This window comes from Halorhabdus rudnickae, from assembly GCF_900880625.1.
Lineage (GTDB): Archaea > Halobacteriota > Halobacteria > Halobacteriales > Haloarculaceae > Halorhabdus > Halorhabdus rudnickae.
Genome location: NZ_CAAHFB010000006.1, coordinates 123,981 through 139,266, shown reverse-complemented (window position 1 = coordinate 139,266; position 15,286 = coordinate 123,981). Strand labels below are relative to the sequence as shown.

The 15,286-nt window shown below is 60.7% G+C and carries 11 protein-coding genes and 1 tRNA gene; 10 read left to right on the top strand and 2 right to left on the bottom strand.

Annotated features, from left to right (window positions below; all coding sequences use genetic code 11):
- The first annotated feature begins 492 nt into the window (after nt 1–492).
- Entirely contained in the window at nt 493–1,584 is a 1,092-nt protein-coding gene (locus BN2694_RS15605) for an inositol monophosphatase family protein (protein ID WP_135667295.1), read from the top strand.
- Nucleotides 1,585–1,620: 36 nt separating this feature from the next.
- Nucleotides 1,621–2,013: a glycerophosphodiester phosphodiesterase gene (locus tag BN2694_RS17465; protein ID WP_210409005.1), complete on the top strand. Its 393-nt coding sequence runs from the start codon at nt 1,621–1,623 to the stop codon at nt 2,011–2,013.
- 35 nt (nt 2,014–2,048) lie between these two features.
- On the opposite strand, the gene BN2694_RS15595 is transcribed toward BN2694_RS17465, so the two are convergent.
- Nucleotides 2,049–2,121 (bottom strand) — tRNA-Asp (locus BN2694_RS15595).
- A gap of 360 nt (nt 2,122–2,481) precedes the next feature.
- Here BN2694_RS15595 and BN2694_RS15590 point away from each other — a divergent pair.
- The 7 genes from BN2694_RS15590 to BN2694_RS15560 all read left to right on the top strand — a co-directional run bounded on the left by BN2694_RS15590 (nt 2,482) and on the right by BN2694_RS15560 (nt 12,142).
- Complete coding sequence (locus tag BN2694_RS15590) at nt 2,482–2,709, top strand: DNA-directed RNA polymerase subunit H (protein ID WP_135667293.1); 228 nt, start codon at nt 2,482–2,484, stop codon at nt 2,707–2,709.
- A gap of 1 nt (nt 2,710) precedes the next feature.
- Nucleotides 2,711–4,276, top strand: a complete 1,566-nt coding sequence (locus BN2694_RS15585; RefSeq protein WP_135667291.1) for a DNA-directed RNA polymerase subunit B'' — start codon at nt 2,711–2,713, stop codon at nt 4,274–4,276.
- 1 nt (nt 4,277) lies between these two features.
- Entirely contained in the window at nt 4,278–6,104 is a 1,827-nt protein-coding gene (gene rpoB / locus BN2694_RS15580; RefSeq protein ID WP_135667289.1) for a DNA-directed RNA polymerase subunit B, read from the top strand.
- 1 nt (nt 6,105) lies between these two features.
- Nucleotides 6,106–9,147, top strand: coding sequence for a DNA-directed RNA polymerase subunit A' (locus BN2694_RS15575; RefSeq protein WP_135667283.1), 3,042 nt, complete (start codon nt 6,106–6,108; stop codon nt 9,145–9,147).
- The gene (gene rpoA2, locus BN2694_RS15570; RefSeq protein ID WP_135667277.1) at nt 9,147–10,379 is read left to right on the top strand and encodes a DNA-directed RNA polymerase subunit A''; all 1,233 of its coding nucleotides are present in this window, start codon (nt 9,147–9,149) and stop codon (nt 10,377–10,379) included. The genes BN2694_RS15575 and rpoA2 overlap by 1 nt, the downstream gene beginning before the upstream one ends.
- Before the next feature lie 3 nt (nt 10,380–10,382).
- On the top strand, nt 10,383–10,817 hold the full coding sequence (locus tag BN2694_RS15565) for a NusA-like transcription termination signal-binding factor (RefSeq protein ID WP_135667272.1): 435 nt from the start codon (nt 10,383–10,385) through the stop codon (nt 10,815–10,817).
- Nucleotides 10,818–10,981: 164 nt separating this feature from the next.
- Nucleotides 10,982–12,142: a hypothetical protein gene (locus BN2694_RS15560; protein WP_135667268.1), complete on the top strand. Its 1,161-nt coding sequence runs from the start codon at nt 10,982–10,984 to the stop codon at nt 12,140–12,142.
- A 50-nt stretch (nt 12,143–12,192) separates the two neighbouring features.
- Here BN2694_RS15560 and BN2694_RS15555 read toward each other — a convergent pair whose 3' ends face one another.
- Nucleotides 12,193–14,667 carry a methyl-accepting chemotaxis protein gene (locus BN2694_RS15555; RefSeq protein ID WP_167880064.1) on the bottom strand — a complete coding sequence of 825 codons (2,475 nt, stop codon included), beginning with the start codon at nt 14,665–14,667 and terminating at the stop codon, nt 12,193–12,195.
- 188 nt (nt 14,668–14,855) lie between these two features.
- On the opposite strand from BN2694_RS15555, the gene BN2694_RS15550 reads away from it, so the two are divergent.
- Complete coding sequence (locus tag BN2694_RS15550) at nt 14,856–15,284, top strand: 30S ribosomal protein S12 (protein WP_008523925.1); 429 nt, start codon at nt 14,856–14,858, stop codon at nt 15,282–15,284.
- The last annotated feature ends 2 nt before the right edge of the window (nt 15,285–15,286 follow it).

The window sequence follows — 15,286 nt, the reverse complement described above, 5'->3', positions numbered from 1 at the left end:
TTCGGTGATCTTCTGCTGGTTGTTCCAGCCCATCTCAAATATGGACAGACGCGGTATACGGACATTTGAGCATAGGTTGGGACGCAATCGGAAATTTTGCACCCTGGCATGTAGACTGGCCCGCGTGTCGGTTTGGACTGAATCTGTTCGTCATTTTCGACGGTGCTTCCGATTTTCGTGCCACATTAGTCATGTAACATGCGGGTCGTGCTGACATCAAGTTCGCTCGACTTCCAGTGTCTCGTTACCATCTAAACTCGATCGAGGAATGGTGGAAACAGTTACTGCCACTCTTTGGAATCTGTCCTACGCATTCGTAGACGAGCCCAGAGCGTAGATGGAGTCCACGACAATACCAGTATGTGTTCCCAATGGCGATTAATTATCTCTATTGGATATTATATAGTAAGTTTCCAATAACATTTTCCATACGGTATTCTATAATTAATAATCGGTATGTTTTAGTGTAGTGGAGTGACACTTCTTACTGCAATGTCTCGGCACGACAATACCGACACAACTGACAGTGGCATTGTGAACGAAGCACGACGTCGGTTCCTCAAGATGGCTGGCGGGGGAGCAGCCCTCGGAACTGCTGGGGCTGTTACCAACATCGACGTCTTGGGTGCACTCACAAACAATGGGGAGAGTGTCATGCAACTCGAAGTAGAAGATCTTGAAGGCCAATTACCGATAGAGGATCAGTATCTCCGGATCGCCGTCCTTGCAACAGCGAAAGCAGCACAACTTCAACAGAATTACTTTGGAGAGATCGGTGAAGCCAAAGAGAAAGATTCCCAGAACCTCCTCACGACGGTCGATACAAAAGCGGAGACACTCATCCGTAAGACGATCAAAGAAGAACTCGGCGATAACTTCAAAGATTTTGGACACGTCTTCTACGGCGAAGAACAGGGTGGGACCCTCGAAGGCGATTTCGTCTGGATCATCGATCCGCTCGATGGCACGACGAACTTCGCCAAAGGGATTCCTCACTTTGGCGTAAATATTGCATTAACGAAAAACGGCGAATTGCATGCTGGAGTGATGTATTACTCGCTCCGCGACGAAGTGTACGTGGCCGTCAAAGGTGAAGGTGCCTACAAGTTCAGGAGCGATGGTTACGACCTCGTTGCCGAGGATTCCGAGCCGACCGAGCTATCGGTCACCGATACCGATACGTTCGAGGAGTCGTTCAACGGTGTCGGGTTCTATCTCAAAGAGACTGCCAACGACTTTGACTACATGGGTGTCTGGCGGTACCTGTTCGCAAATACGCAGGGGACCCGCTTACTCGGTGCTGCCGCTCCCGATCTCGCGTTCGTCGGGGAGGGCGTGTTCGATACGGTCTCGGTGAAGGATCTCAAACCCGTGGATGTCGCTCCCGAGGTACTCATCGTCCGCGAGGCGGGCGGCAAGGTGACTGACTTCGAGGGGAACGAAGATCTCGATAGCCTCTTAGAGGGCAGTGTCATCGCCACAAATGGCACTCTTCACGAGGACTTTTTCGAACTGCTCGACGAATCCGGACAGAGTTGGCTGACTCGACCGATCGAGAGTATCCAAATAGAGCTCGGGAATTAGCCCTGAATGCTTGATAGGTATGTGTGATACGTAACAATGTCTTGGATTCCCACTATCGACCGTCGGACTCTCCTCAAGGGGACGACAGGTGCGGTGCTCGGATCGCTCGCGACGGCGAAAGGTGGCGCCTGGGGAGATGATTCGACGACTGATCTCATCGCTCATCGAGGATTCGCAGGCGTCCATCCCGAAAACACTGTCTGCGCGGTAGCAAAGGCTGCTAGAGGGGGTAGGAGCAACAACGCGGCCAAACGCGGTGCCGACATGATCGAGATCGACGTGATCCCTTGTGGTGGTCGACCGTACGAAGGTGATGACTTCGAGGTGGTCGTTTTCCACGACGACCGCCTTGCATCTCGGGATGGAGGTGAGCGCGGCCTTACCGAAACCCCTTGCAGGCACGCACACCGAACACGGAACGCGGCATGATGAAACGCGCCACTCGTGGATTGAGATCGGAGAAGCGCCCGGAGCGGGATTTGAACCCGCGTCACGACCGTGACAGGGTCGTATGATGGGCCACTACACCATCCGGGCTCGACGCACTCATTCGTACCCCGGTCGAAGTATTAAGACTTTCCAAACGGATCCGGGATGTCGGCCTCTCCCGTGGTTAGGTCTGTCGTGCTTGGTTCCCTGTCCGCACCGGCGCCGACCGATTTCGTTTGTCCGTTATGACGCGTCTCCAGTCCGGCCCTGTCAGTCGCCGACCGATATGCAAGCACCCTGACCAGAACACCTTTATCTTTGGTCTGTCTACACCGTGATACTGTTCGCCCGTACGTCGATAGCCATTGCCGGCGGTTTTGATAAGCGTTAAATGCGTCCCTCTGATAGTCATCTGTAGTATATCGTGATAGCCACCTTCTCCAGCCCGGCAAACCCACGCAAACACACATGGTAGACGTAAGTCAACACGAATTCGTTCCGGAACACACCGTCCTCGACGAAGCCGAACTCGAGGACGTGCTCGCGGAGTACGACATCAAACGGACGGACTTGCCGAAGATCAAACGCGCCGATCCGGCGTTGCCCGACGACGCCGAGGTCGGCGATGTGATCAAGATCGTCCGAGATTCACGAACAACCGACACCGCAGTGGTGTATCGACTCGTCGTCACATAACATGGATACGGAAGACCGACGCACGATTTCGCGCGAATACTTCTCGAGGGATCGACTCGCCGAACATCACTTCCGGTCGTTCAACGCGTTCCTCGACCGGGGCATGCAGGAGGTCGTCGACGAGAAGGCGACCATCGACACCGACATCGGTGACAAGGAGGGCGAAGAGCCGGTCTGGGTCGAACTCGGTGACGTCCGGATCGTCACGCCTCGCGTCCGTGAGGCCGACGGCAGCGAGGAGCTGCTGTATCCCCAGGAGGCCCGCCTCCGGAACATCACCTACGCCGCGCCCGTCTTCATGGAGATGGCCATCGTCAAGGGCGGCGAGGAAGAAGAAGAGCGGGTCGTCGATCAGACCGAGACCAAAGTCGGCCGCATGCCGATCATGGTCGGCTCGAACAAGTGTAACATCGCCGGCTTCACCGACGAGGAACTCATCGACATCGGTGAGGACCCCGCCGACCCCGGTGGTTACTTCATCGTCAACGGTTCCGAGCGTGTCCTCATGACCAGCGAGGACCTCGCGCCGAACAAGATCCTCGCGGAGTACGATTCGAAGTACGGCGACGAGATCCAGGTCGCAAAGACGTTCTCCCAGCGCCGGGGCTACCGGGCCTTGGTGCTGACCGAACGCACCCGCGACGGCCTGCTCGAGGTCTCGTTCCCGAGCGTCTCGGGATCGGTCAACTTCGTCACGCTCGTGCGCGCGCTCGGCTTGGAGAGCGACGAGGAGATCGTCCACCGCGTCAGCGACGATCCCGAGATCGTGAAGTTCATGCTGGAGAACTTAGAGGCCGCCGAGGTCCAGTCCCAGGAGGGGGCCATCGAGGCGCTGGGCAAGCGCGTCGCCTCCGGCCAGGGCAAGAACTACCAGCTCAAGCGTGCGAACTACGTGATCGATCGGTACCTCCTGCCCCATCTCCACGAGGATGGAATCGACGAGGAGGAGGTCCGGATCAACAAGGCCTACTATCTCTGTCGGATGGCCGAGGCGTGTTTCGAACTCGCCTTGGACCGACGGGAGTCAGACGACAAGGACCACTACGCGAACAAGCGCTTGAAAGTCTCCGGAGACTTGATGCGAGATCTCTTCCGGACGGCGCTGAACAAGCTGGCACGCGACGTCAAATACCAACTCGAACGCGCCAACATGCGCAACCGCCAGCTCTCGGTTTCGACGGTCGTCCGCTCGGACGTGCTGACCGAGCGCCTCGAACACCCGCTGGCGACCGGCAACTGGGTCGGGGGTCGCTCCGGTGTCTCACAGCTCGTCGACCGGACCGACTACATGGGTGTACTGAGTCACCTGCGACGCCTGCGGTCGCCACTCAGTCGTTCTCAGCCCCACTTCGAGGCGCGTGACCTCCACGCCACCCAGTGGGGGCGGATCTGTCCCTCCGAGACGCCGGAGGGACCGAACTGTGGCCTGGTGAAGAACTTCGCGCAGGCGATGGAACTCTCCCAGCACGTCGAGGACGAACGCGATCTGAAACACACGCTCGCCGATATGGGGGTACAGGGCATCCCCGCGATCGAGACCAGCGCACAAACGCCCGCGGACGATTAACATGAGTCAGGGACGCGAAGCCAAAGTCTACGTCAACGGAAGTCTCGTCGGGACCCATCCCGAACCGGAACAGCTCGCCGATCAGGTCCGTGAGGCCCGCCGTCGTGGCGAGGTCAGCGAGATGGTCAACGTCTCGGTGAAGGACCGCACCGACGAGGTCATAATCAACGCCGACGCCGGGCGGGCGCGTCGCCCGCTGTTGGTCGTTCGGGACGGTGAATCGCTCGTCTCCGACGAGGAGATCGAGGCCGTCAAAGACGGCGAGCTTGCTTTCGAGGACCTCGTCGATCGGGGCTACGTCGAGTTTATCGACGCCGAGGAGGAAGAGGACATCTACGTCGCCGTCGACGACGAAGAACTCACCGAAGAGCATACCCACCTCGAAGTCGACCCGCAGCTCATCTTCGGCATCGGCGCGGGGATGATCCCCTACCCCGAGCACAATGCCAGTCCGCGCATTACGATGGGATCGGGGATGATCAAGCAGAGTCTGGGGCTGCCCAGCGCCAACTACCGAGTGCGGCCGGACACGCGACAGCACCTACTGCACTACCCGCAGCTGTCGATGGTCAAGACCCAGACCACCGAACAGATCGGCTACGACGACCGGCCGGCGGCACAGAACTTCACGGTCGCGGTCATGTCCTACGAGGGGTTCAACATCGAGGACGCTCTCGTCATGAACGAGGGGTCAGTCGAGCGTGCCCTCGCGCGTTCGCACTTCTTCCGGACCTACGAGGGCGAGGAACGCCGGTATCCGGGCGGTCAGGAGGACCGCTTCGAGATCCCGGACGACGAGGTCCGGGGTGCTCGCGGCGAAGACGCCTACACCCATCTCGACGAGGACGGCCTCGTCAACCCCGAGACACGGGTCGGAGAGAACGCCGTCCTGCTCGGAAAGACGAGCCCGCCGCGGTTCCTCGAGGAACCGGACGACATGGGCGGACTCAGCCCCCAGAAGCGCCGTGAGACGAGTGTCACGATGCGCTCGGGTGAGAGCGGCGTCGTCGACACCGTCACGCTGATGGAGGGCGAGGATGGTTCGAAGCTCTCGAAGGTCAAAGTCCGTGACGAGCGGATCCCCGAACTCGGGGACAAGTTCGCTTCACGACACGGCCAGAAGGGTGTCGTCGGCCACATCGCCCCCCAGGAGGACATGCCTTTCACCGAGGAAGGCGTCGTGCCAGACCTCATTCTCAATCCCCACGCGCTGCCCTCGCGGATGACAGTCGGGCACATTCTGGAGATGATCGGCGGGAAGGTCGGGGCCTTGGAGGGACGCCGCGTCGACGGGACCGCCTTCACCGGCGAGGACGAGGAGGAACTCCGGGACTCCTTGGAGGAACACGGCTTCAAGTCCTCGGGCAAGGAGGTCATGTACTCGGGGATCACGGGCGAGAAGATCGAGGCGGAGATCTTCGTCGGGACCATCTTCTACCAGAAGCTCTACCACATGGTCTCGAACAAGATCCACGCCCGCTCGCGCGGGCCAGTCCAGGTGCTCACTCGCCAGCCGACCGAAGGGCGCGCCCGCGAGGGTGGCCTCCGGATCGGCGAGATGGAACGGGACGTCTTCATCGGCCACGGCGCCGCACTTACCCTCAAAGAGCGCCTGCTCGATGAGTCCGACCAGGAGTGGATCAACGTTTGCGGGCAGTGTGGCATGACCGCCGTCGAGAACGTCGATCAACGCCGCGTCTACTGTCCGAACTGCGAGGAGGAGACCGACGTTCACGAAGTCGAGATGAGCTACGCGTTCAAACTCCTCTTAGACGAGATGAAGGCCCTGGGCATCGCGCCCCGGATCGAACTGGAGGACGCAGTCTGACATGAGCACAGGACAATCACCCAAGGCGATCGGGAAGATCAGCTTCGGACTGATGGACCCCGAGGAGTACCGGGAGATGAGCGCGACGAAGGTCATCACAGCCGACACCTACGACGACGACGGCTTCCCCATCGACATGGGGCTGATGGACCCTCGTCTGGGCGTCATCGATCCGGGCCTGGAGTGCAAGACGTGTGGGAAACACTCCGGGGCCTGTAACGGCCACTTCGGCCACATCGAACTCGCCGCGCCCGTGATCCACGTCGGATTCTCGAAGCTCATCCGGCGGCTACTACGGGGGACCTGTCGGGAGTGTTCGCGGCTGACGGCCGTCGACGCCTCGAAGTTCACCGACGGCGAGGGGAACGTCGACCTGGATGCCGCCGAGGCCGCTGCCGAGGAGAAGAAACGCGAGTTCAGCCAGCAACTCCGGCGCACGCGTGAACTCGGCGACGACTTAGACGACGTGTTGAAGTCGGCCATTCGCCAGGCTCGTTCGGCGAGTCGATGCCCTTACTGTGGGGCCAAGCAGTTCGACATCAAACACGAGAAGCCGACGACCTACTACGAGATCATCGAGGTTCCCCACCCCGAGATCGAAGAGCGCCTCAGCATGGCGATGGACCCGCCGGAGGGGGCACCCGTCACGCCGGACGAACTCGAGGAGGCCATCGACGGTGCCTTCGACGCCGCCCGCATTCGCGAGTTGCTTTCGGGGACGTATCGCCCTGACCGAAACGACATTTCGGCGCTCCAGAAGATCGGCAAGGCCCTCAACCGGTTCAACGACTTAGAGGAACATCTCGGCGAGCAACTGGACATCGAGAGTTCCAGCTCGTACCTGCTCGACGAGGACATGGACAAGCTGATGCCGAGCGATATCCGGGACTGGTTCGAGGAGATCCCGGACGAGGACATCGAATCTATCGGGATCAACCCCGAGCGCTCCCGGCCGGAGTGGATGATCCTCACCGTGCTGCCGGTGCCGCCGGTGACGGCCCGTCCCTCGATCACGCTGGATAACGGCCAGCGCTCAGAGGACGACCTCACCCACAAACTGGTCGATATCATCCGGATCAACCAGCGGTTCATGGAGAACCGCGAGGCCGGCGCGCCCCAGCTAATCATCGAAGACCTCTGGGAGCTGCTGCAGTACCACGTTACGACGTTCATGGACAACGAGATCAGCGGAACGCCGCCGGCACGCCATCGTTCGGGGCGACCGCTGAAGACCCTCTCCCAACGCCTGAAGGGCAAAGAAGGGCGCTTCCGTGGCTCGCTGTCCGGGAAACGTGTGAACTTCTCGGCACGGACAGTCATCTCGCCGGACCCGACCCTTTCGCTCAACGAGGTCGGGGTTCCCGACCGGGTCGCCAGTGAGATGACCCAGACGATGAACGTCAACGAGCGCAACCTCGCGGAGGCCCGCCAGTACGTCGCCAACGGGCCGGAGGACCACCCGGGCGCCAACTACGTCCGCCGACCGGACGGCCGCCGGCTGAAGGTCACCGAGAAGAACTGCGAGGAACTCGCCGAGAAGGTCGAACCCGGCTGGGAGGTCGCCCGTCACCTCGTCGACGGCGACATCATCATCTTCAACCGCCAGCCGAGTCTCCACCGGATGTCCATCATGGCCCACGAGGTCGTGGTGATGCCCTACAAGACCTTCCGGCTGAACACCGTCGTCTGTCCGCCCTACAACGCGGACTTCGACGGCGACGAGATGAACATGCACGCCCTCCAGAACGAGGAGGCCCGTGCCGAAGCTCGCGTACTGATGCGCGTCCAAGAGCAGATGCTCAGCCCACGGTTCGGCGAGAACATCGTCGGTGCGATCCAGGACCACGTCACCGCGATGTACCTTCTGACCCACCAGAACCCGACGTTCAACGAAACGCAGGCGCTTGACCTGTTGCGGGCGACCAGTGTCGATACGCTGCCCGAGCCCGACGGAACGGAGGACGGACAAGACTACTGGACGGGCCGGAGTATCTTCTCGGAACTGCTGCCGGACGATATGGACCTCGAGTTCACCAGCGAGGCCGGTGACGATGTCGTCATCGAGGACGGCCAGCTCGTCGAGGGGACGATCGACGACAGCGCGGTCGGCGCCTTCGGTGGGGATATCGTCGATACGATCGCGAAGGTATACGATAAGACTCGGGCACGGATCTTCATCAACGAAGTTTCGACGCTCGCAGTCCGGACGATCATGCACTTCGGGTTCTCGATCGGCATCGACGACGAGTCGATTCCACCGGCCGCCGTCGAGCAGGTCGAGGAGGCCATCGACAACGCCTACGAGCGCGTCGAGGAACTCATCGACACCTACGAGCGCGGCGACCTGGAGAGTCTGCCGGGCCGGACGGTTGATGAGACCTTAGAGATGAAGATCATGCAGACCCTCGGCCAGGCCCGTGACAGTGCGGGTGACATCGCCGAGGACCACTTCGCTGAGGACAACCCAGCAGTCGTGATGGCTGACTCCGGCGCGCGGGGGTCGATGCTCAACCTGACCCAGATGGCCGGCTGTGTCGGTCAGCAGGCTGTCCGGGGCGAGCGGATCAACCGCGGCTACGAGGACCGGACCCTCAGTCACTTCCAGCCCGACGACCTCTCGGCGGAGGCCCACGGGTTCGTCGAGCACTCCTATCGCGAGGGACTGGATCCAAAGGAGTTCTTCTTCCACGCGATGGGTGGCCGCGAGGGCCTGGTCGACACGGCCGTCCGGACCTCAAAGTCCGGCTATCTCCAGCGGCGGCTGATCAACGCCCTCTCGGAACTGGAAACTCAGTACGACGGGACTGTCCGGGACACGGGCGACGACATCGTCCAGTTCGAGTTCGGCGAAGACGGTACCTCGCCGGTAGATGTCTCTTCGAGCAACGATCACGACATCGACGTCGAGGCGATCGCCGACCGCATCGTCGACGCCGAATTTGACGACGACGAGGAGAAAGCCGAGTTCCTCGGTCGGGAGGCCCGGCCGACGAACATCTCCGAACACGCCGACGAGCGCTGGCTCGCGGAGGGTGACGACTGATGTCCGAATCCGTTGTATACGATCCGACGAACCGCTACGAGACCGTCGACACAGACGTCGCTGCTGTCGTCGAAGATACCGACCTCCCCCGGCGGCTGAAGACTCGCGTCTACGAGACGATCGAGGATCGCGACGGCGTCACCGTCGAGCAGGCCGACGAGATCGCCACTGCGGTCGAATCGCGCTATCTCGACACACGCGTCGATCCCCTCGATCCGGTCGGGACGGTTTCGGCGCAGTCGATCGGGGAACCCGGAACGCAGATGACGATGAACACGTTCCACTACGCGGGTGTCGCCGAGATCGACGTGACACAGGGGCTGCCGCGGCTCATCGAACTGGTCGACGCCCGCAAGGAGCCCGACACGCCGATGATGACCGTCCACCTGGAGGACGAGTATGCTACCGAGCGCGAGCGCGCCCACGAGGTCGTCTGGAAGATCGAGGCGACGCGGATCCTCGCGCTGGGTGACGTCTCGACGAATGTCGCGGACATGCTCGTCCAGGTCGATCTCAATCCCGAGACGCTGCGAGAGCGCTGGCCGACCGCAGACAGCGTCGAGAGCGTCGCCGAGGAGATTGCGGGGATCATCGAAACCCAGCTGGGCGTCGAGACCCAGCGCAAGGAAACGGTCATCCAGTTCGGTCCCGAGGAGCCGTCCTACCGGGACCTTCTCCAGCTGGTCGAGGAGCTTCGAGAGATCGTCTTCAAGGGTATCGAGGACATCTCGCGGGTCGTCATCCGCAAGGAGGAACTCGAAGAGGGCGAGGAATTTGTCCTCTACACGGAGGGGTCGGCCTTCGGCGACGTGCTCGGCATCGAGGGCGTCGACGCCTCTCGGACGACCTGTAACAACATTCACGAGATCTACAGCAACCTCGGCGTCGAAGCCGCCCGCGAGGCCATCATCGACGAGACGATGAATACCCTCGAAGAGCAGGGCCTGGACGACGTGAACATCCGCCACCTGATGCTCGTCGCGGACATCATGACCAACCGCGGAGTCATCGAATCCATCGGCCGGCACGGCATCTCCGGCAGCAAGGACTCCGTGCTGGCGCGGGCGGCCTTCGAGGTCACCGTTTCCCACCTGCTCGACGCCGCGATCCACGGTGAGATCGACGACCTCAACGGCGTCACCGAGAACGTCATCGTCGGCAAGCCGATCAAACTGGGCACCGGCGACGTCGATCTCCGGATGGGATCCAACACCGGCGGTACGGCCGACTGACGCATGACGATCTCGCTGTCGGACGAGGCACGCCGGGCGATCGCACTCGCCGAGGACGTCGCCGACGTCACTGTCACGGACTGCGTCCTCGACGACGAGCACGACCGCGTCGCCTTCGTCGTCGCAGCTGGCGATATCGGGAAAGCGATCGGAACGGACGGACAGACGGTCGAACGGATCGAGGACCGGTTCGGTCGTGACGTCACGCTCGTCGAGGACGCGCCGACGCCAGAGGGGTTCGTCGCTAACGCTCTGGCCCCCGCGGCGGTCCACGAGGTCACGATCGAAGACCGCGAGGACGGACTGATCGCCGTCGCGGACGTCGACGAGCGTGATATTGGGGCTGCGATCGGTACTGACGGGCGACGCATCGAACTCGCACGCGAACTCGCCGCCCGGCACTTCGAGCTTGCGGACGTCGAAGTCGTCGAGGCGTAACCGGGCCGCTCACCGACTCGGGCCGTCTATCGGCTCGACGATACACTTCTGACAGCACAAACAGGTTGGTTGCCATCTCTCCGTGATGACGGCGCTTACCGCCCAGTCGATCGTTCGAAACCGATGCACGCTTTGTTGGGCGACCCCATCGACAGGTACGATCGATGACTGATGAGTTTGCAGACCGGCCCCTGTCCGAGCACCAGCGCGTCTTCGAGAAGATCTGGTCTCAAAACCCGGATCGCCAGAACTGGAGTTCCTCCTCGTGGTGGTTTTTCCTGTTGTTCCCCGAGGGTGAGGCGGGGTACGGGCCACGACAGCTCATGTTCTCGATCGCTGCCGGCGTGGGCGATCAGTGTCGCGTCAACGGTCTTCCGGCACAGGGAATGGATCTGGACCGACCCATTGGCGGGGGTATCGACCGGTTCAATGCCACGACGGTCGGGTGGGCCGGCGACGACGACCAGGTTCACGATCATCTCGTCAAGCAACCAGCCGAGGCCGTTCTCTCTCAGGAGGACCAGCGACTCGAAGCCTGGGTAGACGACGAAGAGGGGACCCGGCGCGGCAGCGAGATCGCTGCCCTTTCGGATCGTCCCGTCGGGCTAGAAGCGCAAGTCGTCGGCCAGGACGTCGAAGCGACCTTCGAGGCGTGGGGCGAACTCGATTCGAAGATGACTGCCCCGCATCACTCACTGAATATCGATACACCGTTGGGTGGCGTCGAGGTCGTCGCCATGCGTCAGATGGATTTCGAGGGGCGATTCGACCTCCCCGACGGCGAAGAGACCCTCTCCGGGTCGTGTTACTTTCAGCGCGTGTGTTTCGACATGCCGCTGTTCCCCTGGAAGTGGATCTGGGCGATCTTTCCGGACGGGACGTCGTTTTCGGTGATGGTTCCATTCGTCGGCCCACAACTGCTCCGGCGGGGCTACAAGTTCTTCTCCTCGAACCGGCTCGAACGGTTGACGATCCCGCTCAGACAGTCCGGATTCTGGCACTGGGGAGACGGCAGCGGTCACGTCGAATTCGATCGAGTCACTGTCGAACCACTGCTCCACGGAGGCGAGCACCCGGACTTCGACGTTCGCGTCGAGAACGACGACGGCGATTACGTGCGTTTCGTGGCCAGAACCTACGGCCACGCGCGCAACTGGCTCGAGCGCGACCGACTCGGTGGTCGGGTTACGTCTCACTGGAGCTACAACGAATTCATGTTCCGTCTGTCCGGTCTCTCCGGCCGCGTCGACGGGACACATCTCGACGAAGCGTCGTTGGGTCCCGGATTCGGAACCCTGGAATACAGCACCGGTCTGGGGTTGTGAACTAACGGCGCGCCAGCCATGGGCCCCCCGAAGACGGTGTGCTCAGATGATCAGTCCGGGCTGCCGCCGTCGGCCGCGGCCGTGTCACCTGGCGTTCTGGAGTCTGAGTGTGATTCCGCTGCGTCGAGCTGGAACTGCTCGACGGCGTCGCGTAATCCGGTCGAACGATCTGACAGTCCCTGGATCAGTTCGGCCACTTCCGTGATCGAGGCCGTCTGTTCCTCGGCTGCCGCCGAGACCGATTCGGCTTCCCTGGCAGTCTCCTCGCTGATCGATCCGACCTCGTCCATCATCGCGACGACCTGTTCGGTGGAGTTGGCCTGGTCGTCAGTCGCGTCGTTGATCGACTGGATGCCGGTGTTTGCCTCCTCGACCTGTTCGACGAGTTGATCGAGCAGTTGGACCGTATCCTCGACCGCTTCTATTCCATCCGTGACACTGTCGCCGACTTCACGCATATCCGAGACGGCGTCTTCAGTTGTCGTCTGGATCTCCTGGATGCGACGGTCGATGTCCTGGGTCGCCTCGCCGGTTTCGGCAGCGAGACTCTTGATCTCGTCGGCAACGACGGCGAACCCTTCACCTGCCTCGCCCGCACGGGCGGCCTCGATCGAGGCATTCAGCGCGAGCATGTTCGTCTGCTCGGCAATCTCGTCGATCAACTCGACGATCTCGCCGATCTCGGTCATGGCGGCTTCGAGTTCTTCGACCTCGTCGATCGTGGCGTCTGCCTTGGTTTCGACTGCGTCCATCTCTTCGAGGGCATCCGAGCCATATTCCCGTCCCGTCTCGCCCAGTTCGGCGGCTTGCTGGGACTGGGTGGCGACTTCCTCGGCCGACGAAGCGACCTCCTCGATCGTCGCCGAGAGGTTCGTTAGCTCCTCGGACGCCTGTTGGATCGTCTGATCTTGCCGATCGGAACCGTCCGCGATCTCCTGGACGGACCCGCTCACATCCTCGCTGACGCGGCGGACTTCCTGGGCACTGGTGGCGACCTCACGAGCGGACGTATCCACATCCTCGGCGAAGGACCGAACTTCCTGGAGGGTTGCCTGTAGCTCTTCGAGCATCTCGTTTGCCGCCGCTGCGATCGCCCTCATCGCCTCGTCGTCGGCGTCTTCGTCAAGGCGTTGGGTTAGATCCCCATCGGCTGCCTCAGCCATCACGGTCGAGAATTCGTTGGCTTGCTGCTGGAGCGAATCGGACAAGGCTTGGGCCTCTTGTTTGGAGGCCTGGGCCTGTTCACGGGCGGCCTCGATTTCCTCGATCGACTCCTGGAGATCCGTTCGCATCGTTTTCAGGGACTCCCCGAGTTCGCCTGGCACATCGGATTCGAGAGATGTATCGTCGAAATCCTGTCGAGCAAGCGCGTCCGCCTGGGACGCAACGGTACCGAGGTACTCGTTGATCTCCCTGAATGAGTCACGAACCTGCCCTATTTCGTCGATCCGGCCTTCGTCTTCGATTGCGACGTTCAGGTTACCATTTGCGATCTCCGAGGCCGCGTCGCTGACCGCAGTAATGCGTGGAATGATATCCCGGCTGACGAACAATGCAAGTCCCCCAAGTCCCGTCACTGCCGCCAGAATCAGGACGATCAGATCGGTCTGGACCGTCTGTTTGAGTGCGTAGGCGTTCTCTTTTGGCACCTGCTTTACGACAACCCAGTCCATGCCTGCGACCGGGGCGTACGCGACAACGTTTTCTCCGTGCTGGAAGACGCCGTTCGTTCCGTTGAGGTCCTGATGTATCTCCGTTATATTTGTATCTCCGTCGGAATATGGCTCCAGCGCTTTGCTCTCGTTCGACGGAAACAGTACGGTCCCGGACGCTGAGACGATCTGTGTCGTTTCTCCGTCGATAGTGTTTCGAAACCCATCACTTCTCTCATCTATATCGTACTCCATGATAATCGCGTGTCCGTACGATGAGGTCGCACTCGTAAACCCGATGAGTGACCTGTTCCCAACGGTATAAATCTCGTGACGCCCGGCGGTATCCCGGGTTAGCCCTTCCAGCCCCGCCCCTTGAATACCCGATTTCCAGGTGATGTTTCGTGATTCCAGCGTTGTGTTTTTCAATTCGTTTTCAGTACTTTCGAGGATCGTGCCGTCTTGTGTATCGATGAAATGAATGGCAACCAGATCGTCCCGAAGCATCACCTCGATCTCTATTGCGTTTTTGACCTTCTGCAAATTTGGGTCGCTTGCCGCGATCGCTGGGTCATTTGAGAGGGCTAGTGCCTGGCTCTCTTTCCCGCTCATCCACTTATTGATGTTTTCTGCCGTTAGATCCGCCGAAGCAGCCAGTTGCTCGTTGCGATTCTCCGTCAACTCCGTCGCGACGGTCATCTGGGTGTAGATACCCAGCAGTAACACGATAGCGCTAAATACGACGACGACCGCGAGAAATTTCCGGATGTACTGTTTCCTGATCCCGTCCGGTAACCACTGTTCTATAGTTTTCTTCTCCGACACAGACTCTTTGCCGTTCCGGTCCGGAAGCCACTCATCTAACTTACTCATTACCGCAATATTGCCGAGTCTTTGTGTAAGCGTTGCTCTGTTAGTATCAAATGAGATAATGTGGCCTCGTGCAGGCAGATTTTGCACCGGTAGCATACTGACGGTCCGGGCGGACAGCGTACCCCCGATGGATCACTGGGGTCGAAAAGAAGATGCTTAAGTACCTTCACGGGGTATTCCCGGTCACTATGGCAAACGGCAAGTACGCCGCTCGTAAACTCAAGAAGGACCGCCAGCAACACCGGTGGTCCGACTCGAAGTACGCCCGACGGGAGCGCGGGCTCGGGGCCAAGTCCGATCCCCTCGAGGGCGCTCCTCAGGGTCGGGGCATCGTCTTAGAGAAGGTCGGCATCGAGGCCAAACAGCCAAACTCGGCGATCCGAAAGTGTGTCCGGGTTCAGCTGATCAAGAACGGCAAACAGGTCACGGCGTTCTGTCCCGGCGACGGCGCCATCTCGTTCATCGACGAGCACGACGAAGTGACCATCGCGGGCATCGGTGGCGCGAAGGGTCGCGCGATGGGCGACCTCTCCGGGGTCAACTATAAAGTCGAGAAGGTAAACGGCGTCTCGATGATCGAACTCGTCCGCGGCAACGCCGAGAAACCGGTGCGATAACC

Bases quoted from the DNA above. Each gene is read 5' to 3' on its own strand.
- BN2694_RS15565 (WP_135667272.1), top strand. From the start codon at position 10,383: ATGACGATCTCGCTGTCGGACGAGGCACGCCGGGCGATCGCACTCGCC.
- rpoB (WP_135667289.1), top strand. From the start codon at position 4,278: ATGAGTCAGGGACGCGAAGCCAAAGTCTACGTCAACGGAAGTCTCGTC.
- BN2694_RS17465 (WP_210409005.1), top strand. From the start codon at position 1,621: ATGTCTTGGATTCCCACTATCGACCGTCGGACTCTCCTCAAGGGGACG.
- BN2694_RS15550 (WP_008523925.1), top strand. From the start codon at position 14,856: ATGGCAAACGGCAAGTACGCCGCTCGTAAACTCAAGAAGGACCGCCAG.
- rpoA2 (WP_135667277.1), top strand. From the start codon at position 9,147: ATGTCCGAATCCGTTGTATACGATCCGACGAACCGCTACGAGACCGTC.
- BN2694_RS15555 (WP_167880064.1), bottom strand. From the start codon at position 14,667: ATGAGTAAGTTAGATGAGTGGCTTCCGGACCGGAACGGCAAAGAGTCT.
- BN2694_RS15575 (WP_135667283.1), top strand. From the start codon at position 6,106: ATGAGCACAGGACAATCACCCAAGGCGATCGGGAAGATCAGCTTCGGA.
- BN2694_RS15585 (WP_135667291.1), top strand. From the start codon at position 2,711: ATGGATACGGAAGACCGACGCACGATTTCGCGCGAATACTTCTCGAGG.
- BN2694_RS15560 (WP_135667268.1), top strand. From the start codon at position 10,982: ATGACTGATGAGTTTGCAGACCGGCCCCTGTCCGAGCACCAGCGCGTC.
- BN2694_RS15605 (WP_135667295.1), top strand. From the start codon at position 493: ATGTCTCGGCACGACAATACCGACACAACTGACAGTGGCATTGTGAAC.
- BN2694_RS15590 (WP_135667293.1), top strand. From the start codon at position 2,482: ATGGTAGACGTAAGTCAACACGAATTCGTTCCGGAACACACCGTCCTC.